The sequence below is a fragment of the Ensifer sp. KUDG1 genome (assembly GCF_050434285.1).
Lineage (GTDB): Bacteria > Pseudomonadota > Alphaproteobacteria > Rhizobiales > Rhizobiaceae > Ensifer.
Genome location: NZ_JBNDIG010000005.1, coordinates 244,325 through 263,542 on the forward strand (window position 1 = coordinate 244,325; position 19,218 = coordinate 263,542).

The following is a 19,218-nucleotide window of genomic DNA, read 5'->3' on the forward strand; positions in this document are numbered from 1 at the left end:
GTTGATCTGGCGAAGCCGATCAGAACTTCACGCCCATACCGACGCGAACGCTGTGCTCGTCGTAGCCCGACGAAACGTTGGTGCCGCCCATGCGGAAGTCCTTCGAGCCGTAGTCCGTGTAACGGTATTCGACGCGTGCGGTGATGTTGTCGGTGACGAAGGTTTCCGCGCCGACACCTGCGGTCCAACCGACCATGGTGTTCTTGTCGGAAGCGCCGCCGACGGTGCCCTTGGTCTGGCCGACGGCGAGACCTGCGGTACCGTAAACGAGGACCGGGTTCAGATCGACACCGACGCGACCGCGGAGCGAGCCGTTGACGCCCTGCTTCATGCGCAGGTTGCCCTTGGTCGAATCCTGGCCGGAGTAGCCGATGTCGGCTTCACCGCCGTATACCATCTGGCCGTCCTGAACGTTGTAACCGCCATAGAGGCCGCCGCCGAAGCCGGCTGCGGTGTTGCTGCCGGTCGCATCGTGCTGGCCATGCTTCCAATCGGCGGTACCACCGACATAGGCACCCGACCAGTTCTTGGCTGCCGGCTCGGTGTATTCGGCCTGCGGAGCTGCCGGAACTTCGTCGATCGCGTCTGCAGCCTGGGCGGCCTGGAAGGCGATGAGGGTCATAGCCGAAGCCATGAGGGTGGTGGTGAGCGTACGCATAAACATTCTCCTTTTCGTACCGATGCCCCTCGGGCTTGGGGTCCCGCAGTGGAACATCGGACAACTTTTAATTAACCCGCCCGGTTGAGCTGAAATTGGCCAGCAATTGCGGATTCACAAGAGCCAAATTGTGAAATTTTGGTGGCACAAACGCGCCCAAAATTTGATGTTGCTTTGGCGCCACAGGAGATTTGTTAACCATGATTCAAGATTAACGAAAGCTATACTATAAGTACGCAAAATAATACAATTTACGCCAATTCCATTAATTTTTGGGCAAGGAATCGTCAGGGAGTGTTTCAGCCCCACGTTTCTTCCCTATATCTTCGTCCGCTGACGCGAAGATTCGAAAAAGCGGGATGAAACGTTGAAGAAAGCACTGAAGGCGGCACTCGTAACCGGGGGCGCCAAGAGGATCGGCAAAGCTATAGTGGAGGACCTGGCCGCCCACGGCTTTGCGGTCGCCATTCATGCCGATGCCTCATTTGACGAAGCGCAGGCCCTGGCCGAAACCCTCGTAAAGGCCGGAACGAATGCCGTCGCGATTCGAGCCGACCTTACGGATACGGGCGCGACATCGACACTGATCAAGCGCGCGACGGCAGCGCTCGGACCGATCGACCTGCTCGTCAACAATGCGTCGCTGTTCAAGAAGGACAGCCTCGATTCCTTCGACGAAGAGGTCTGGGACCAGCATTTCGCGCTGCATGTGAAAGCCCCGTCCCTGCTGGCGCGCGATTTCGCCGCGCTACTGCCCGCCGATGCCAGCGGGCTCATTATCAATGTCATCGACCAGCGCGTCTGGGCTCCCAATCCGCGCTTTTATTCCTATATGTTGTCCAAGTCGGCGCTTTGGACGGCAACCCGGACGATGGCGCAGGCGCTCGCCCCGCGCATCCGCGTCAACGGCATCGGCCCCGGGCCGACGCTGCCGAACGAACGGCAGGACCCGAAAGATTTTGAGGCGCAGGTCGATGCGCTGATCTTGAAGCGCGGGCCGACGCTCGACGAATTCGGACGCACGATCCGCTTCCTGTTCGACACGCCGTCGATTACCGGGCAGATGATCGCACTGGACGGGGGCCAGCACCTCGCCTGGGAAACGCCCGACATCAGGGAGATAGTGGAATGAATGGACGCGTGCCGGCCGACGGCGGCATCCTTTATGACGGCAACGAAGCGGAAGACGACGACGACCTGGTCGAAGTGTCTGACGCGAGCAGCGTTGCGCCCGTCGTCGAGTGGCACGAGAATCACTCGGAGACCGAGGGGCTGAAGGGCGCGGAACTGATCCAGGCCTTCGTCAAGCTGCTGCCGAACGGCCCCGGCGTCTACCGCATGTTCAACGAGGCCGGCGACGTTCTCTATGTCGGCAAGGCGCGCAGCCTGAAGAAGCGCGTCAGCAACTATGCCCAGGGACGCGGCCATTCCAACCGCATCGCCCGCATGGTGCGCGAGACCGCGAACATGGAGTTCGTGACGACGCGCACGGAGATCGAGGCGCTGCTGCTCGAAGCGAACCTGATCAAGCGCTTACGCCCTCGCTTCAACGTGCTTTTGCGCGACGACAAGTCGTTTCCCTATATCCTGGTCACCGGCGACAGTCGGGCGCCGGCGCTCTACAAGCATCGCGGCGCACGCAGCCGCAAGGGCGACTTTTTCGGTCCCTTCGCGTCCGCGGGCGCCGTCGGCCGCACGATCAATTCGCTGCAGCGCGCCTTTTTGCTTCGGACCTGCACCGACAGTGTCTTCGAGACGCGCACGCGCCCCTGCCTGCTTTACCAGATCAAGCGCTGTTCGGCGCCCTGCACGGGCGAGATCAGCGATCAGGGCTATGCCGAGTTGGTGCAGGAGGCCAAGGACTTCCTCTCGGGCAAGAGCCAGGCGGTGAAGGCGACGATCGCTGCCGCCATGGGCGAGGCAGCCGAGAACCTCGACTTCGAAAGGGCGGCGCTTTACCGCGACCGTCTGGCCGCGCTCAGCCACGTCCAGAGCCACCAGGGCATCAACCCCTCCGGCGTCGAGGAAGCGGACGTTTTTGCCATCCACCACGAGGGCGGGATCTCCTGCATCCAGGTCTTCTTCTTCCGCACCGGACAGAACTGGGGCAACCGTGCCTATTTCCCGAAGGCCGATCCTTCGCTGCCGACGGCCGAGGTGCTCTCGCAGTTCCTCGCGCAATTCTATGACGACAAACCCTGTCCCCGGCAGATCCTGCTTTGCGAAGCGGTGGAAGAGCAGGAATTGCTCGGCCAGGCACTCAGCGAGAAATCCGGCTACAAGGTCGCGATCCAAGTGCCGCAACGCGGCGAGAAGAAGGATCTCGTCGATCACGCGCTCGCCAATGCGCGCGAAGCCCACGGCCGCAAGCTGGCCGAAACGGCCTCGCAATCGCGCCTGCTTGAAGGCTTCTCGGAAACCTTCAAGCTGGAGCGCACGCCGCGCCGCATCGAGATCTACGACAACTCGCACATCATGGGCACCAATGCCGTCGGCGGCATGGTGGTCGCGGGCCCGGAAGGCTTCGTCAAAGGCCAGTACCGCAAGTTCAACATCAAATCGACCGACATCACCCCGGGCGACGACTTCGGCATGATGCGCGAAGTGATGACACGACGGTTCTCACGGCTGCTGAAAGAGGAAGGCAAGCCGGACCGGAGCGTGGACGTCGGTGACGATGCCGCCTTCCCCGCCTGGCCCGACGTCATCCTCATCGACGGCGGTCAGGGCCAGATGACGGCGGTGCGCGCCATTCTCAAGGAGCTCGACGTCGAGGACTGCGTGACGGCGATCGGCGTCGCCAAGGGTGTCGACCGTGACGCCGGCCGTGAACGCTTCTTCGCGCTCGGCCGCGAGAGCTTCACGCTGCCGCCGCGCGATCCGGTGCTCTATTTCATCCAGCGGCTGCGCGACGAGGCGCACCGTTTCGCGATCGGCTCGCATCGGGCCCGCCGCAAGAAGGAGATGGTCAAGAATCCGCTCGACGAGATCGCCGGCATCGGGCCGACGCGCAAGCGCGCGCTGCTCACGCATTTCGGCACCGCCAAGGCCGTCTCGCGCGCCGGCATCAACGACCTGATGGCCGTCGCCGGGATTTCCGAAACGGTGGCGCGGCTGGTCTACGAACATTTCCACGACGATGCGGGGAAATGAAAACCTGATGTCACAATTCACCCGGCGTTCACATGCGATAGGGCAAATATGACAGTTGACGACGATGACCTGTTGACCTCCGGCCAGCAAAGTCATTTCTGTACCTGACGAACCAGAGAACACGAATCCATGCCCACGCCCGTCGCCTACAGCATCCCGAACCTGCTCACCTATTTCCGCATCCTGATCGTGCCGCTGATCGTGCTTTGCTTCTTCGTCGAAGGACGGCTGCACAGTTCGGACTTCGCGCGCTGGACGGCGGTTACGCTCTTCGCGATCGCGTCGATTACAGACTTCTTCGACGGTTATCTCGCGCGGATCTGGAAGCAGACCTCGAACATCGGCAAGATGCTCGACCCGATCGCCGACAAGCTGCTGGTCGCCTCGATCCTGCTGCTCGTCGCGGCAGACGGCACGATTGCCGGCTGGTCGATCTGGGCCGCCATCATCATCCTGTGCCGTGAAATCCTGGTCTCGGGCCTGCGCGAATATCTGGCGGCGCTGAAGGTCAGCGTGCCCGTCACCCGTATCGCCAAGTGGAAGACGACGATCCAGATGGTGGCGATCGTCTTCCTGCTGGCCGGCCCTGCTGGTGACAAGATCCTGCCCTATACGACGGAAATGGGTATCGGCCTGCTGTGGATCGCTGCGGCGATCACGCTCTATAGCGGCTACGACTATTTCCGCGCCGGCCTGAAGCACGTGGTCAACGAATGAGCACCGTCAATCTCGTCTATTTCTCCTGGGTGCGCGAGCGCATCGGCAAGGGCGGGGAAACCCTCGACCTTCCCGCCGGCGTCGTCACCATTGCCGATCTGCTTCAGCACCTGAAGACGCTCGGTGAGGAATACGAGGCGGCGCTCGAACATGAAAACGTCATCCGGGCGGCAATCAACCAGGAACATGTCGACCACAGGGAGCCGATCGCCGGCGCCCGGGAGATTGCCCTGTTTCCGCCAATGACGGGTGGTTGAGGCCATGCGCGCGCCGGTGACCGTGCGCGTCCAGCGCGAGGACTTCGAGCTCAATGCCGAGGTCGCAAAGCTTTCGGCCGGGCGTGCCGACATCGGCGCTGTCGTCACCTTTTCCGGGCTTTGCCGCGACGAAGCGGGCGCGCTTGCCGCCCTCGAACTGGAACACTATCCCGGCATGGCAGAGGCGGAGATCGAACGCATCTGTCACGAAGCGGTCGAGCGCTTCTCGCTCCAGGCCGCCACCGCCATCCACCGCTACGGCAAGATCCTTCCCGGCGAGAACATCGTGCTTGTCGTTACCGCTTCGCGGCACCGGCAGGCTGCCTTCGACGGCGCCAACTTCATCATGGATTTCCTGAAGACCTCGGCGCCCTTCTGGAAGAAGGAACACCTGGGCGACGGCACGACCGGCGGCTGGGTCAGCGCCAAGGACGCCGACGATACGGCCAGGGACCGCTGGTCGAAGTAAAAGCGGCCGTCCCTCGAGGTCAGGGAATGGCCTTTTCCTTGCGCGTCACCGCCAGCACGATCACCAGAAATCCGAAGATCGCGAAGTCTCGCCAGAGGATCGGGCCATAGGCGCTCCACAGCGTTTCCAGCAGGCCGACCGCAGCCGCGCCAAGCGCGGCATAGAGCGGTGAAGCCTGACCGCCGATCGCGGCGATGAACAGCACCTTGACGCCGAAGGTCAGCCCCGTGCCGAAATCCATGTTGCCGTAGTAGGACGCGGCGAGAATGCCGCAGACGGCGGCAATCAGGGACGCCGCGCCATAGGCGACGATGTAGACGGTGGCAGCGTCCACGCCGCAAAGGGCCGCAGCCCCCCGGTCCTCGGAGACGGCCCGCCAGAATCGCCCTGCCCGCGAATGCGTCAGGAACCAGTGGCCGGCCGCCACCAGCGCCGCCATCAGCGCGGTGTTGCCGAGCTGGATGACCGTCAGTGTCACCGGAAACCGCGGATCATCCCAGAAGACGATGTTGGCGTTGAGGAACGGCGGCAGCCACAGGCTGCGGGTCTCCGAGGCAAGCCGTGCCGTTTCCATCAGCACCAGCAGGCAGCCGAGCGAGGCGACGACGACGGTATTGGCCGACGAGAAAGCCAACGGCCGCATGACATACCGCCCGGCAACTAGCCCGGCCCCAACGCTGAAAGTCAGGGCTGCCGCCGCACCGAGACCAAGGGCGGCCGGAAGCACCAGCCACAACCGGTCCCAGCCGAAAGCGGCAAACAGCACAAAGATCTGGCCCGAGAAAGCAAAGAGCGCACCATAGGTGAGATCGGCCCTACGCGTCACGGCGAAGGCGATGGCATAGCCAAAGGCAAGCGCCGCGTAGAGCGCTGCAATGGGAACGGCATTGGCGAGCTGCTGCAGAAAGTAGAGCATGGCGCATCCGGAGCGTGACAAGATCAATATAACTGGTAAAATCAATTTTGCCAGTTAGGATTTTAGCATGACCTTCACCTGGACAGCCCATCGATTTGCCGGCGGCGCCCTGGCACTGGATGTCGCCAATTCCATCGTCCTGCGCTTCGACCCCGAGCGCCGGATCGACCGTTTCGCCGATGTCGGAGCGCTCGATTCCTTTGCGGACGCGGCCAACCGCTTTGGGGCGGAGAATCTGCGCTTCGGTACTCTTGCGCCTGTCGCCGAGGAGAACCGTGGCCGGCTCTTACTGCTGCGCGAAGCGACCGACCGGCATTTTCGCGCGGAGATTTCGGATGCAGGGCGGCCGGAACTGTTGGCTGATCTGCTGGAGGCCATCGCCGGCGTCCTGCGCGGCCCGACGAACCAGCGCGGCCGGCTTTCGCTTGACACCGCGACGGCGCAATCGGCGCTCACGCTTGCCGCCAACCCGGAGCCCGACCGGCTGAAGATTTGCCCGAATTGCGGCTGGCTGTTTCTCGACCGCAGCCGCAACCGCAGCCGGACCTGGTGCGACATGGCCGTCTGCGGCAACCGCAACAAGGCCAAGCGCCACTATCACCGCAACAGGGAAGAGGCAGCCTCATGACAAGGACATTCGGGATCATGGCCACGCTTGCCATCGCACTCGCCGCCAGCGGATGCCAGCGCGAGAGCGGCCCCGATCCGCTGAAGCTGACGGGCAAGATGTTCGTCTTCAACTACCGCCTCGCCTATGCGACCTACATGGTCACGCTGACCAAGGCGGAGGCGGTGCCCGACGGCAGCGTCGTCGTTGCCCGCTTCGAAAACCCAGCTGGCGGCGACGCGCTGACGCTGGAGCGCAAGCTTTTTCCGAAGCTGGAAAAAGTGGTGCTGGAAAGCCCCGATATTACCTGCGTGAAGAAGGACCGCCCCTATACGGTGTCGATCGAGGTCAAAGGCCCAGAAGGTCAGTCGCTGCAGAAACTGGAAACGACCGTGGTCTCCGATGTCGACCAGGACATCATGCCGGCCAAGCCGCTGGTCGAGGGCCCGGCCTACGATAAGAACCCGGCGGTCTTCAGCGGCGGCAAGGCACCGGCGCACTTCGAGACCGCAAAATGCCCCGTCTGAGAGACCGGGCAACAAAAAACCGGAGCGTTTCCGCTCCGGTTCAAATCTCGAGTCAATTCAAGCCGCTACGGCTTGAACCGAAGATTTTGAATCAGCCGACGATCTCAGTGCCCGAGAACCAGTAAGCGATTTCTTCAGCAGCGGTTTCCGGAGCGTCCGAACCGTGAACCGAGTTTTCGCCGATGGAGAGAGCGTGAACCTTACGGATCGTGCCTTCGTCAGCGTTTGCCGGGTTGGTGGCGCCCATGACTTCGCGGTTCTTGGCGATTGCGTTTTCGCCTTCGAGAACCTGAACGATCGTCGGGCCGGAGGACATGAACTCAACCAGTTCGCCGAAGAACGGACGTTCCTTGTGAACGGCGTAGAAGCCTTCGGCTTCGCGACGGCTCATCCAGACGCGCTTGGAAGCGACGACGCGCAGGCCGGCATCTTCGAGCATCTTGGTGATGGCGCCGGTCAGGTTGCGCTTGGTCGCGTCCGGCTTGATCATCGAGAAGGTACGTTCAATAGCCATTGGCTCAAATCCCTTGTTTCTTGAGAAGTGGCGGTTCATTAGCCGCCAATTCCGCGCAAAACAAGGGGGTTCACCGATGATTCGGCTTGGGCCAGGCGGGTTTCACGCAGCCGTCACACTGCGCCCGAGCCCGTCATGGAGATCGAGGCAGCGTTCGAACCAGGCGGTGACGGCGTCACCCGGCTGAAGCAGGCGTTGCGGCGAAACGATGCGCGCCCACTGAAACGCCCCGAAGACGATGTAGTCGGCGAAAAGCGGCGTTGCACCACCCAGAAAATCCTGAAACTTCAGCAGATGGCGCAAAGGCTCGAGCTTTTCCGAGAAGGTTGCGAGCGAGGGTCCGCCGCTTTCGGCCACCGCTTCGAGCGACGTGCCGAAGCGCTTTTCCCGGCTCTCGCGGAAATAGGCCTGATCGACGGGATCCAGCCGGTCGTGAATATCCCTTATGATGATGCGGGTGATGGCCGGGTGCAGGGTCGTCTGCGACCAGCCTTCCACGAAGCGGGAGATCGCCTTCGCCCCCTCGCCGGCGAAGAGCGCCGGCCGGTCCGCATAGGTCCGTTCGAGATAGAGGGCGATCTCGAAGCTGTCCTTCACCAGCGTTTCACCGTCCCGCAGCAACGGCACCAGGTTCGTCGCCCCGTCCTCGACCGCCCGGATTTCGGTGAACCCGATCGGCACGGTGTCGAAGTCGAGCCCCTTGTGGGCCAGCGACATCGCGATCTTCCACACATGCGGCGAGAAGGGACGCGCCCTGTCGGACCCACACAGCGAATAGAGCTTTCTTGTCATGCGAACCCTCCGGGACGATTGTCATTCCCTTGAACGACATATCCGCCGCGTCATCAAATCAGTAAATTTCATGAATGATATCAGCCACAGGAATGCGGTTCCGGGTTAGCGTCGCCACCCGCAAACCGCATCCACCAGAAAGGTAGCCGATGCTCGATCACTTTCGCATGCTCGCCGACTATAACCGCTGGGCGAACCGCCTCGTCTATGCCGCCGCTGCGGAACTGACCGATGCCGAACTGCGGGAAAACCGCGGCGCCTTTTTCGGCTCGCTGCTTTCCACCCTCAATCATATCCTCGTTGCCGACCGCATCTGGATGAAGCGCTTCACGGGCGAAGGTGATACCCCGGCTTCGCTCGATACGACCCTGCACGAGGACCTCGCCGCCCTCACCGCCGCGCGGGCGGTCGAGGACGAACGCATCATTGCCTGGATCGATAGCCTCAGCGACGCGCGCCTTGGCGCTGTGCTCAGCTACAAGACGCTCACCAATCCGACGGCCGTCACGCAGAAGCTGGCGCCGACGCTCGGGCACTTCTTCAACCACCAGACCCACCATCGCGGTCAGGCGCACGCGACGCTTACCGCGCTCGGGCGCCCGTCGTTGATACTGGACCTCGCCCAGTTTCTAAGGACACAAGGGTCACAGTGGGCGTAGCGGCGAGCGCAACGCCTCGATGCCGAACAGCCGCAGTGGCCGGATCTCACGCCCTCGCCACGCGGCGAGCGCCTTCAGGAGCTGGCGCTGGCCGAACCACGCGGCAAGGCCGAGCGCGACGCCGCCAACAATCGACAACAGCGAAAAAGCAGCCGGCGGCAAGGCAGGCTGCAACGGCAAGATCAGCAATTCCGGCACGAAGCGGTGCAGGATGTAGATGTGGAAGCCCGCCGCCGACAGGGGCAAGATGAGCTGGGCCGACCAGCGCGGCAGACTGACGCGCGGAAGGTAAAGCAGCGCTGCCAGGACGCAGATCTGCAGGAGATACTTGATCTTCGTGCCGATCCAGACCCCTTCGTAGAGACCGAAAAACAGGAAGGCGGCGGTCCCAGTCAGCATCAGCAGCAGCCGCTGCCTGGCTGTTTCGGCAACGGCAGTGCACCAGCCTATTACAGCGAGATAGAAGATCCATGGCAGCGTGAAGATCTGGCGGTTGCCGATCGGCCAGACGAGCGGCAGCGCCAGCCGGGCGACAAGCGCGGCCAGCAGCAGGGCCATGCCGGCAGCGAATGGTCGTGCCGACACGAACCGCCGGAACTGCGGGATGGCAAAGAGCCCGACGAAGACGAGCATCATCTGGCAATAGGCTTCGATGAACCAGTAGAGATAGGGCACCATGCCGTGTGTCTCCGGCAGGGCCAGGCCGAAATTGCCGACGAGGAAGACCGAGGCCCAGGGCACCTCTCCCCAGGCAACCGCATAGGCCGCAACGATCAGGTAATAGGGGATCAGCACCTGCGTGAGCGGCCGCAGGATCGCCCAGCCGTCGCCTGCAAGCAGCGGTCCCATCTGGAAGCGTGCGAGGCTGAAGCCGGCGAGGACGACCATGGCCGCCGACCCGCCGGGGATCGGCCACAGGAGCTCATGGTGCAGGACGACCAGAAGAATGGCAAGCGCGCGGACCAAGAGGTCCGTGCCGATCCGCCGCGTGGTGGTCTCGCGCCGTTCCTGGAGCGATAGCGTGGCGATCGGCAAGGTCTCCCAGGCATCTGGAACTTGTCCGAGCGCCTTTTCCAGGCCGATCGACAGCTGAACGAAGCGCAGGGAATCGCCACCGAGCGAGACAAAGCTGTCGGAGCGTTTCACCCGCTTCGGATAGAAGACCTGGGCAAAGAGCCCTTCGATCCCGCCGCTGTGGTCGTCGTCGCTGGCAGCCGCCTGGCGGGCCGCCATGTTCAGCGCGTTGTAGTCGATCTTGCCGCTGGCAAGCCGCGGCATCTCGGCAAGGGGCGTCGCCTTCAGGTGAGCCAAGGTCAGCCCGCTGGCCTGCGCCAGGTACCGCCTGATCTCTTCGGCATCGCGGCTGCCGGCGTAAAAGGCGTGAAGGCCGGCATCGTCGCCGACGACGGCAGCGGTAATGCCGCGCGCTTCGAGCCCCGCTTCCAGCACGTCGTGCGCGATCCTGAGCCCGGCGATCTTGGAGATGCGCTTCATCCGGCCAACGATCTGGAACAAGCCGTCGGCATGGCGCATCGCAAGATCGCCGGTGCGCAGTTCGGCAAGATCGGCACCGCGGCTAAGATCGTTCCGAGACGTGGCATAGCCCATCATGACGTTCGGGCCACGATAGACGAGCTCGCCGGCCACGCCGTCGCTTTCGATCGGCGCGCCGCTCTCGTTTTCGATCAGAAGGCGTCCACCGGGAATGGCGACGCCGATCCTGTCCTCGTTGCCGGCAAGCTCAGCCGGCGGCACATAGGCGATGCGGGCGGTGGCTTCGGTCTGGCCGTACATGGCGAAGAAAGCCGCCCCCTGGGTGCCGAGATGCTCGTTGTAGAGACGGATGACACCAGGGCTCATACGGCCACCGGCAACGGTCATGAAACGCAGGTGCGGGAACCGCCGATCGCGGAAGCCCAGCTTTTCCAGCAGCTCGTAGGAATAGGGTACGCCCGAAAGGTTCGTGCTGCCGCTTTCCGCCAGGCCATCGAGAAAACCGGCATCGAGGATGGAGCCGCCGGGAATATAGAGGCTGGCGCCAACGGCGAGGTGAGAATTCAGCACCGACAGGCCGTAGGAATAATGGAGGGGCAGGATCAGGCAACCGCGATCTTCCGCCGTCAGGCCCAGATAGTCCGCGATCGCCACCGCGTTGGCCGAAACGTTTTCCCGAGAGAGGCGCACAGCCTTGCCGCAACCGGTACTGCCCGAGGTCGAGAGCATGACGGCGAGTTCGTCATGGGGCGCCCTGTCGCCTTGTCGCAGATGCTCCGTGCGCCAGCGGCCATCGATGCGACGGAAGCCGAAGTCTGGCTCGAAGGCATCGACCCAGGACCCGGCTGCACCTTTCTTCGGGGCCTGCATGGCGACGGCATGCCCGGCCGCGAGCGCTGCCAGATAGGCGACGATCGCGTGTTCGCAAAGCTCGGCCTCGATCGTCACCAGCCCGCGCGGGCCGCGAAAGGCAAGCGCCTGGCGGGTCACCCGCTCGAGGAGTTCGCGATAGGTGACGATCCGTTGCGCGGAAAACACCAGCGCCGGCCGATCGCCCCATTTTGCCAGATCCGCAATGAACGAGAGGGACATGCTTGACCGTCGCTGTTTGCCCGGGCTCGATGCCCGATTTAGCAGCGCCGAATATAATTGGTGACTAAAGGCGTCAAGTATAAAGATGGCGACGGTTGATGACCATCCAGTGCCCTGCGACATGCGGTTGCGAACCACCGCGGGCGGATGGAATTTAGCAACCATACCGGGCGGGAATCGCCCGCGGTCCAAAATCTTCAGACTCCCTTAAATGCGGCCTTCTCATAGTGGCAGCTTATCGAGCGAGAGATCGAGACGGCAGCGGGGGCCAAGACAGAATGAACAGGCAAGTTCCAGCGGATGCCAGCCGAACGCAGGCGAGGCAGGCGGCGATCATTCTGAAGGTGGCGCATGCGATGTCGGCGCACGGGATCGCGGCCCTGCCCCGCAACTACGAGCTTTTCTACGAGGCACTGTCCGGCCGCCTGCCGCAGCTTTCCCGGGAACTCGCCGCGCTCGGAAACAATCCGCAGCAGGATGCACTGGATGCCGTGGGCCTGAGGCATCACCTCGTCTCCCATGCTGCACTTGCTGCGGACCGGGCAAGAGCCGCCGGCCAGCAAGCGCTAGCCGAGATCGCCGAAAAGCTCAGGCTCTCCCTGTTGCAGAAGCAGAGCTTCAAGGATGAACTCGATCATTTCGCTGGGCGCCTGGCCACTGACCCCGTTGCTGGCATGTCCGAATTCGCCGACGACGCCGCGCGACTGCGGGAAGCGGCCGGTCGTCTGACCAATGAAGAAGGCGCTCTCCAGCAGGCGCTGGAAACCAGCATGACACATCTCGCCGAACTCGAAGGCGAGCTTGCCGAAAGCCGGCGATCCCTGACCCGCGACCCGGCCACGGGCCTGCCAAACCGCGTGGCGCTGACGACCAAGCTCGACTCGATCCTCGAAACGGAGCGGACGGACCAGCCGGTCGCCCTGCTTCTCGTTTCGGTGGAGGGGCTGCGCGAGGTGGCGGAGCACCACGGCGGCACGGCCGCCGCCAAGGCGCTTGCCAAGCTCTCGGCGCTGTTTCGCAAGTCGATCAAGAAGGACGATTTCGTCGCTCGCGTTGGCCAGCAGGAGTTTGCCTTCCTGTGCCGCGATGTCAGCGCCGAAAATGCCGAGGCCATTGCCCGGCGGCTGCGGCAGTCCGTGCAGGAGCTGACAGTCACCCTCCCCGGACGGGCGCACACCGCCGAGACGCTTTCGCTTGCGGCCGGTATCACACTTGCGCAACCGGCATCGACCAGCGCCGATCTGCTGTCCCAGGCGGAACAGGCCCTTACCGGCGCACGCGATGGCGCCGGCATCCTCTGCTATTCGGCGGCCCTCGGCCGCGGCAGGGGCTACGGCCAGAGCGCCGCTTGATGCTTGCGAATCACGCGGCGACCGGGTGACGGCTGTCGTCGATCTCCGACGCCTTCTCGCGCAGACAGCCGAGCAGGCGAAAGAGTTCGGTGCGTTCGCAATCGTCGAGCGCCGAGAACAGTTCATCGATCGTGCGATGGCGCGGCTGCAGTGCCGCCTCCAGCGCCAGCCGGCCGCGATCGGTGATCGAGATGATCTTCGCGCGGCGGTCTTCCGGATCCGGTTCGCGCAGGACCATCCCGTCCCGCTCCAGGCCATCGATCGCTTCGGTGACGGTTCTGGCCGCAAAGCCGAGCGCCGAGGCGATATCCGCGCAGCGACAGGGGCCGAGCGTGTTCAGATAAAACAGGAATTTGCTGCGCGCGAGCGAAACGCCTTCCTCCGACATCGACGCATTCACCAGGCGATGAACGCAGTGGTAGAGCTCGAAGAGCCGCTCGGCGACTTCGACTTTTTCTGTCATGGCAATGTACCTCATTTGGCAACGCCAAAAACGAAACAACCCGGCCCCGCGTGGCGGGACCGGGTTGTTCGGTCAACCGTCTGGCGTGACTTACTGCTTGTTTTCGTCGGCTTGGCCGAAAGCCTTGGCGCCGCCATTGGCGATCGCGCCGGTTGCCGTCGTGTCGACGGCTTTGTCTTCAATGCCGGCATAATAGTCGCCGCGGCTTGCGGTCGCGGACGCACCGGCGCCGGCGGAAGCCTCGGCGCGACCGGTAAAGAGCGGCGTGGAGCTCACACCCTCATAGTAGCTGCCGCCGGCAACGGCCGCAGACGCGCCGCCGAGCATGGCGGCCGCAACGAGGATTGCGGCAAAGGACTTCTTCATCGATCTGTTCCTTGGTGGAGATTTAAGGTTGGGGCTGAGCCCCTCTAGGCGCTTGGGATCGCCTCATAGGATCATCACGGTGATCCATCAAATCCCTTGAAATGGGGTGCGGGCGAAAGCCCGCGCCCCCTCATTCATCGCGGTTAGCGCGAAATGCCCTGGTAGTATTCGCCTTCGCCGCCGATCACGCTCTTCGGCGCGACGCTGAAGTTTGCGACCGAGCCGGTGTTGGTGCGATCGACATAGCCGGCTTCAGAGCTGCCGATGGTGAAGGACGACTTGCCGGTAACGGCAGGCGTGCGCTCAGTGTAGAGCGGCGTCGGGCTGACACCTTCATAGTAGCTGCCGCCGGCGAAGGCAGCGGAAGCGCCACCGAGGATAGCGGTTGCAACGAGAGCGGCGGAAAGAGCGGTCTGGATTGCGGTTTTCATGGTCTTCACTCCTGGGAGGCTCGTTCGGCTGAACGAGGTTTCATCAAAATGTCCTTGGCCGGATCGGTCGTCCCTCGGAACGCGGGGCCTCTGCCACTGGCGTTCGGTCGATCGAGGCGGTCAGAAGAGCGTTCCCCGCCCTTCCGTTATTGAAATGGTCCCTCACGATGAGGATGTGTAGTATCGATAGTCGGAACGCCTTGTTCAAAAATCGATAACAATGGCCTCTTGAATTCCCGGACCGCCACAGCGGTGGCAGCAGCACGCCGACGCCTCTTGCCTTCAAGGCCAAGTCCGGGCAAAAGGCCGCAATGATCCAGATTTCCGGCCTTTCCGCCCGCATCGCGGGACGTCTCCTCATCGAAAACGCATCCGTGACGCTTCCGGCGGGCACGAAGGCGGGGCTCGTGGGCCGAAACGGCGCTGGCAAGTCCACGCTGTTTCGCATCATAACCGGCGAATTCGCGTCGGAAGCGGGCACGATCGCGCTACCGAAGAACGCGCGCATCGGCCAGGTCGCGCAGGAGGCGCCCGGTACCGAGGAGCCGCTGATCGAGATCGTGCTCAAGGCCGACAAGGAGCGCACTGCGCTGGTCGCCGAAGCCGAGACCGCGACCGATCCGCACCGGATTGCCGAGATCCAAACCCGGCTTGCCGACATCGGCGCCCACTCGGCCGAAGCGCGTGCTGCGAGCATTCTCGCCGGCCTCGGCTTCGACCACGAAGCACAGCTGCGTCCGGCCTCGTCGTTTTCCGGTGGCTGGCGGATGCGGGTGGCGCTTGCGGGCGTGCTCTTTTCCGAGCCGGATTTACTGCTGCTCGACGAGCCGACCAACTATCTCGACCTCGAAGGCACGCTGTGGCTGGAGGATTACATCCGCCGCTATCCGCACACCGTCATCATCATCAGCCACGACCGCGACCTCTTGAACACCGCGGTCAACGCCATCGTGCATCTCGACCAGAAGAAGCTCACCTTCTATCGCGGCCCCTACGACCAGTTCGAGCGACAGAAGGCGGAAGCCGACGAACTGCAGATGAAGGCGAAAGCCAAGAACGACGCGGCTCGTAAGCACCTGCAAAGCTTCATCGATCGCTTCAAGGCCAAGGCCACCAAGGCACGCCAGGCGCAAAGCCGCGTCAAGGCGCTGGAGCGTATGGGAACGATTGCGGCTGTGATTGAAGACCATGTTCAGGGCTTCTCCTTCCCTGACCCCGAGAAAGAAGCCGCTTCGCCGATCATTGCCGTCACCGGCGGCACCGTCGGCTACGAGCCCGGCAAGCCGATCCTCAAGCGTTTGAACCTCCGGATCGATACGGACGACCGCATCGCCCTGCTCGGCTCGAACGGCAACGGCAAGTCCACCTTCGCCAAGTTCATCTCCGGTCGCCTGGCGCCGGAATCCGGCGAACTGAAGATCGCACCCAACCTCAAGGTCGGCTTCTTCGCCCAGCATCAGCTCGACGACCTGATCCCGACGCAAAGTGCTGTCGAGCACGTGCGCCGGCGCATGCCGGAAGCACCCGAAGCAAAGGTGCGCTCGCGCGTCGCGCAGATGGGGCTTGCGACGGAAAAGATGGAAACGCCGGCCAAGGATCTCTCTGGCGGCGAAAAGGCGCGGCTGCTGATGGGCCTTGCCGCCTTCGATGCGCCGAACCTGCTGATCCTCGACGAGCCGACCAACCACCTCGACATCGACAGCCGCAACGCACTGATCACCGCGCTCAACGACTATTCCGGTGCCGTGATCCTGATCTCGCACGACCGGCACCTGATCGAGGCGACGGCAGACCGGCTGTGGCTGGTGCGCGACGGGACCGTGACGAGTTATGACGGCGACCTTGAGGACTACCGCAGCCTGATCGTCGGCGGGCCCAAGGCGAAGGACGAGAAGCCGAGGCCGACGGGCGTCGATGACAGTCTTTCGAAGGCGGACCAGCGCAAGGTCAATGCCGACAAGCGTGCCTCGCTGGCACCGCTCCGCAAGAAGATCAATGAAATCGAATCCTTGACCGGAAAGCTGGAGAAACTGATTCAGGCACTTGATGTGGAACTTGCCGATCCGGCGCTCTACGAAAAGTCGCCGGCCAAGGCAGCGCAGAAGGCCAAGGAACGCTCCGACGCGGCAGCAAAGCTCGCGCAGGCCGAAGAGCAATGGCTTGAGCTTTCCGCAGAATATGAAGACGCGATGGCCGGCTGATAAGCCGGCCCGGTGGTCGCCTCGCCTCTGTCACCCCAGCTCGAAGGTGGTGATTCCGTAGATCCGCGCCAGCGGTAAACCGGGATCCGGTCCACGATACATACGCGCGGTTTCAAACACGGGCTTCAGATTGTAGCGATCGCAAAGTGCCTTGGCCGAGGCATTCGGTTCGGGGATGTCGAGATAGACGTCGCTGCCGTTGACGCCGGCGGCGAGCTTGCGAAAGACCAGATCGGCACCGGTCTCGGTGTCGGAAAACAGCGGCCCGATCTTGAAGCCGTTGCGGCAGGCCCGGATCGTCCCGTAGGCCGCAACCGCGCCGTCGCGCAGCAGCAAGACGCTGCGCCGCCCGTCGCTCGACTTTAGCCACTCGCGCAGAAAAACTTCGCGACGCGCCGGGACGAAACGTCGATCATAGTCGACGAGGAGCGGCATGTGCACCGGCGCGACCTCCAGGAGATCCGCGCCCGGCGGCTCGACCACGTCGATGATGCCGCCGTAGCGGATATTCGCGTGGGCGTAGGCGAAGCCCGACCGGCTATAGCCCTCCTGCTGCGCGACCACACCGTCCAGGCCGACGATGCGCCGATCGGCAGCCGAGATCGCCTGTTGCCACAGCTGCCGGCCGATGCCCCTGCCGCGGTGATCCGGCCGGGTGATGTAGAAGCCGAGGAAGCCGTAATTTTCGTTGTATCGCACCAGCGAGATCGCTGCGACCGGCCCCTCCTCTCCATCCGCTACCCAATACCCCTCCGGGTCGGCCGCCCAAAAAGGCCCTGCGTCGCCGAGACCGGGGTTCCACCCCTCCTCCGCGGCCCACTCGATCATGACGTCGAGGTCGGCTCGGCTTGCCCGACGGATCTGCTGCTGCATCGTTCACTCCCCTTTCAAGCGGTGAGACCGCCCCATCGTCCGTTCGGCTGACGCAAGGGCACCGCATGTCCGCCGGTAAAGTTAGTGCGGCGGCGTTGAGAGGGAATGACAATCTGTCGATTTCGTCGACATAGATGTCTTCGTCTGGTCGGTGGGCGGCCGCTTGCTCCCGGTGCGCAATCTGCTACAAGAACCGACAATAAGTCATACAAATCGAGCGGAACACCATGGCCCCCATCAAAATTGCGCTTGTCGGTATCGGCAAGATCGTTCGCGACCAGCACCTGCCCGCGATCGCCAAGAACGGCGACTATCAGCTGATTGCCGCCGCGAGCCGGCATGGGACGGTCGATGGCATCGACAATTTCAAGTCGATCGAGGCGATGCTCGAGGCCGTGCCTGCCATCGAAGCCGTGTCGCTCTGCATGCCGCCGCAATATCGCTACGAGGCGGCGCGCGTCGCACTCGACGCCGGCAAGCACGTGTTCCTCGAAAAGCCGCCGGGCGCGACCCTCAGCGAGGTGGCGGACCTCGAGGCGCTGGCCGCATCGAAGGGGCTGTCGCTTTTTGCAAGCTGGCACTCCCGCTACGCGCCGGCGGTGGAAGCGGCAAAGTCCTTCCTGGCAAGCACGACGATCAAGGATGTCCAGGTCATCTGGAAGGAAGACGTGCGCCACTGGCATCCAAACCAGGAATGGATCTGGGCGGCCGGCGGCCTCGGGATCTTCGATCCGGGCATCAACGCGTTGTCGATCGTCACCCACATCCTGCCGCGGCCGCTGTTCGTAACCTCGGCTGTGCTCGAATTCCCCGAGAATCGCGATGCGCCGATCGCCGCCAGCATCACCTTCACCGACGGCCAGAAGCTGCCGGTCGTAGCCGAATTCGACTGGCGCCAGACCGGCAAGCAGAGCTGGGACATTGTGGCCCGCACGGCGGCTGGCGAGATGGTGCTGTCCGAGGGCGGCGCCAAGCTCTCCATCGACGGCAAGCTCGTGCATGACGAACCGGAGCAGGAATATCCGATGCTCTACCGGCGCTTCGCCGAGATCGTCAAAGCCCGGAAATCCGACGTCGACCTGGCGCCGCTGCGCCACGTCGCCGATGCCTTCATGCTCGGCAAGCGCAAGTTCGTCGAGGCCTTTCACGACTGACCTTCCGGACAGGCCGGAAACAAAAAGCCCGCGGTCTCGGCCGCGGGCTTTTTTGTCGTAACGCTTGTAAACTCAGGCCTTCTTTTCCCAGCGGCCGTCGCGGTTCTGCTGCCAGTAGGTCAAGGTGTGCCCCTCGCCCTTCAGCCGCTTCCAATGACCGCGCGCGCCTTCGAGCTGCTCCTGGTCGTAGCCGTCAAACATGAAGACGATGCGCTCATAGGCCGAGACGTCAGGCGGAGCTGCGCCATCGATGACGAAACGCACCGTCGCCGCATTGGCGTTACCGTCGTCAGCGACGAGCAATACCGGCTGGTCCGCCGCAAAATCGCCGGCGTCCGTGCCATGCGGCAGGAAGCTCTCGTCGCGATAGACCCAGAGATGCGTGTCGAGCGCGTCGCGCCGCTCGGCATCGATCGTCTGGACGACCACCCGCCAGCCACGCTCGACACTCTTGTCGAGCAATGGCGGCAGCGCGTCTTCCAGCTTCGATTCCGTCAGGTGATAGAACAGGATCTCGGTCATG

21 protein-coding genes are annotated in these 19,218 nt (G+C 63.2%); 11 read left to right on the plus strand and 10 right to left on the minus strand.

Annotated elements, in window-relative coordinates; genetic code table 11:
* Window positions 1-19: 19 nt before the first annotated feature.
* Complete coding sequence (locus tag M2267_RS15625) at window positions 20-658, minus strand: outer membrane protein (RefSeq protein ID WP_043611409.1); 639 nt, start codon at window positions 656-658, stop codon at window positions 20-22.
* Window positions 659-1,025: 367 nt separating this feature from the next.
* Here M2267_RS15625 and M2267_RS15630 point away from each other — a divergent pair, with 367 nt between their 5' ends.
* The 5 genes from M2267_RS15630 to M2267_RS15650 all read left to right on the plus strand — a co-directional run bounded on the left by M2267_RS15630 (window position 1,026) and on the right by M2267_RS15650 (window position 5,254).
* Window positions 1,026-1,790, plus strand: a complete 765-nt coding sequence (locus M2267_RS15630) for an SDR family oxidoreductase (RefSeq protein WP_429115298.1) — start codon at window positions 1,026-1,028, stop codon at window positions 1,788-1,790.
* The gene (gene uvrC, locus M2267_RS15635) at window positions 1,787-3,811 is read left to right on the plus strand and encodes an excinuclease ABC subunit UvrC (protein ID WP_429115300.1); all 2,025 of its coding nucleotides are present in this window, start codon (window positions 1,787-1,789) and stop codon (window positions 3,809-3,811) included. The genes M2267_RS15630 and uvrC overlap by 4 nt, the downstream gene beginning before the upstream one ends.
* 129 nt (window positions 3,812-3,940) lie before the next feature.
* Window positions 3,941-4,528, plus strand: coding sequence for a CDP-diacylglycerol--glycerol-3-phosphate 3-phosphatidyltransferase (gene pgsA / locus M2267_RS15640; protein WP_043611406.1), 588 nt, complete (start codon window positions 3,941-3,943; stop codon window positions 4,526-4,528).
* Window positions 4,525-4,785, plus strand: a complete 261-nt coding sequence (moaD, locus tag M2267_RS15645; protein ID WP_429115302.1) for a molybdopterin converting factor subunit 1 — start codon at window positions 4,525-4,527, stop codon at window positions 4,783-4,785. Before pgsA ends, moaD begins: the two co-directional genes overlap by 4 nt.
* A 4-nt stretch (window positions 4,786-4,789) precedes the next feature.
* On the plus strand, window positions 4,790-5,254 hold the full coding sequence (locus M2267_RS15650; protein ID WP_043611404.1) for a molybdenum cofactor biosynthesis protein MoaE: 465 nt from the start codon (window positions 4,790-4,792) through the stop codon (window positions 5,252-5,254).
* Window positions 5,255-5,273: 19 nt separating this feature from the next.
* On the opposite strand, the gene M2267_RS15655 is transcribed toward M2267_RS15650, so the two are convergent.
* Window positions 5,274-6,170 carry a branched-chain amino acid ABC transporter permease gene (locus M2267_RS15655; RefSeq protein ID WP_043611402.1) on the minus strand — a complete coding sequence of 299 codons (897 nt, stop codon included), beginning with the start codon at window positions 6,168-6,170 and terminating at the stop codon, window positions 5,274-5,276.
* Window positions 6,171-6,237: 67 nt separating this feature from the next.
* Between M2267_RS15655 and M2267_RS15660 the strand changes: the two genes are divergently transcribed.
* Window positions 6,238-6,798, plus strand: coding sequence for a CGNR zinc finger domain-containing protein (locus M2267_RS15660; protein ID WP_429115305.1), 561 nt, complete (start codon window positions 6,238-6,240; stop codon window positions 6,796-6,798).
* Window positions 6,795-7,304: a hypothetical protein gene (locus tag M2267_RS15665; RefSeq protein ID WP_043611400.1), complete on the plus strand. Its 510-nt coding sequence runs from the start codon at window positions 6,795-6,797 to the stop codon at window positions 7,302-7,304. The genes M2267_RS15660 and M2267_RS15665 overlap by 4 nt, the downstream gene beginning before the upstream one ends.
* A 91-nt stretch (window positions 7,305-7,395) precedes the next feature.
* On the opposite strand, the gene ndk is transcribed toward M2267_RS15665, so the two are convergent.
* Together ndk and M2267_RS15675 are read right to left on the minus strand one after the other, a co-directional pair.
* Window positions 7,396-7,818 carry a nucleoside-diphosphate kinase gene (gene ndk / locus M2267_RS15670; RefSeq protein WP_034803877.1) on the minus strand — a complete coding sequence of 141 codons (423 nt, stop codon included), beginning with the start codon at window positions 7,816-7,818 and terminating at the stop codon, window positions 7,396-7,398.
* A 102-nt stretch (window positions 7,819-7,920) separates the two neighbouring features.
* Window positions 7,921-8,610, minus strand: a complete 690-nt coding sequence (locus M2267_RS15675; protein WP_043611399.1) for a glutathione S-transferase family protein — start codon at window positions 8,608-8,610, stop codon at window positions 7,921-7,923.
* Between the two features lie 149 nt (window positions 8,611-8,759).
* On the opposite strand from M2267_RS15675, the gene M2267_RS15680 reads away from it, so the two are divergent.
* Complete coding sequence (locus tag M2267_RS15680; RefSeq protein ID WP_429115308.1) at window positions 8,760-9,269, plus strand: DinB family protein; 510 nt, start codon at window positions 8,760-8,762, stop codon at window positions 9,267-9,269.
* Here M2267_RS15680 and M2267_RS15685 read toward each other — a convergent pair.
* On the minus strand, window positions 9,255-11,855 hold the full coding sequence (locus M2267_RS15685) for an AMP-binding protein (protein ID WP_429115310.1): 2,601 nt from the start codon (window positions 11,853-11,855) through the stop codon (window positions 9,255-9,257). The two genes, M2267_RS15680 and M2267_RS15685, sit on opposite strands and share 15 nt — an antisense overlap.
* Window positions 11,856-12,133: 278 nt before the next feature.
* Between M2267_RS15685 and M2267_RS15690 the strand changes: the two genes are divergently transcribed.
* On the plus strand, window positions 12,134-13,207 hold the full coding sequence (locus M2267_RS15690) for a GGDEF domain-containing protein (RefSeq protein ID WP_429115313.1): 1,074 nt from the start codon (window positions 12,134-12,136) through the stop codon (window positions 13,205-13,207).
* Window positions 13,208-13,217: 10 nt separating this feature from the next.
* Here the strand turns inward: M2267_RS15690 and M2267_RS15695 are convergent, their stop codons facing one another.
* The 3 genes from M2267_RS15695 to M2267_RS15705 all read right to left on the minus strand — a co-directional run bounded on the left by M2267_RS15695 (window position 13,218) and on the right by M2267_RS15705 (window position 14,467).
* Window positions 13,218-13,670, minus strand: coding sequence for a MarR family winged helix-turn-helix transcriptional regulator (locus M2267_RS15695; RefSeq protein ID WP_429115314.1), 453 nt, complete (start codon window positions 13,668-13,670; stop codon window positions 13,218-13,220).
* Window positions 13,671-13,760: 90 nt separating this feature from the next.
* Complete coding sequence (locus tag M2267_RS15700; protein ID WP_429115316.1) at window positions 13,761-14,036, minus strand: hypothetical protein; 276 nt, start codon at window positions 14,034-14,036, stop codon at window positions 13,761-13,763.
* Between the two features lie 143 nt (window positions 14,037-14,179).
* A complete protein-coding gene (locus tag M2267_RS15705; RefSeq protein ID WP_034803904.1) occupies window positions 14,180-14,467 on the minus strand; it encodes a hypothetical protein in 288 nt (95 codons plus the stop codon).
* A 311-nt stretch (window positions 14,468-14,778) separates the two neighbouring features.
* Between M2267_RS15705 and M2267_RS15710 the strand changes: the two genes are divergently transcribed.
* Window positions 14,779-16,668: an ABC-F family ATP-binding cassette domain-containing protein gene (locus M2267_RS15710; RefSeq protein WP_429115318.1), complete on the plus strand. Its 1,890-nt coding sequence runs from the start codon at window positions 14,779-14,781 to the stop codon at window positions 16,666-16,668.
* A 30-nt stretch (window positions 16,669-16,698) separates the two neighbouring features.
* On the opposite strand, the gene M2267_RS15715 is transcribed toward M2267_RS15710, so the two are convergent.
* On the minus strand, window positions 16,699-17,541 hold the full coding sequence (locus M2267_RS15715; RefSeq protein ID WP_429115319.1) for a GNAT family N-acetyltransferase: 843 nt from the start codon (window positions 17,539-17,541) through the stop codon (window positions 16,699-16,701).
* Window positions 17,542-17,768: 227 nt separating this feature from the next.
* On the opposite strand from M2267_RS15715, the gene M2267_RS15720 reads away from it, so the two are divergent.
* The gene (locus tag M2267_RS15720; protein WP_429115321.1) at window positions 17,769-18,695 is read left to right on the plus strand and encodes a Gfo/Idh/MocA family protein; all 927 of its coding nucleotides are present in this window, start codon (window positions 17,769-17,771) and stop codon (window positions 18,693-18,695) included.
* A 72-nt stretch (window positions 18,696-18,767) separates the two neighbouring features.
* On the opposite strand, the gene M2267_RS15725 is transcribed toward M2267_RS15720, so the two are convergent.
* The gene (locus tag M2267_RS15725; protein WP_429115323.1) at window positions 18,768-19,217 is read right to left on the minus strand and encodes a DNA polymerase III subunit chi; all 450 of its coding nucleotides are present in this window, start codon (window positions 19,215-19,217) and stop codon (window positions 18,768-18,770) included.
* Window position 19,218: the final 1 nt, after the last annotated feature.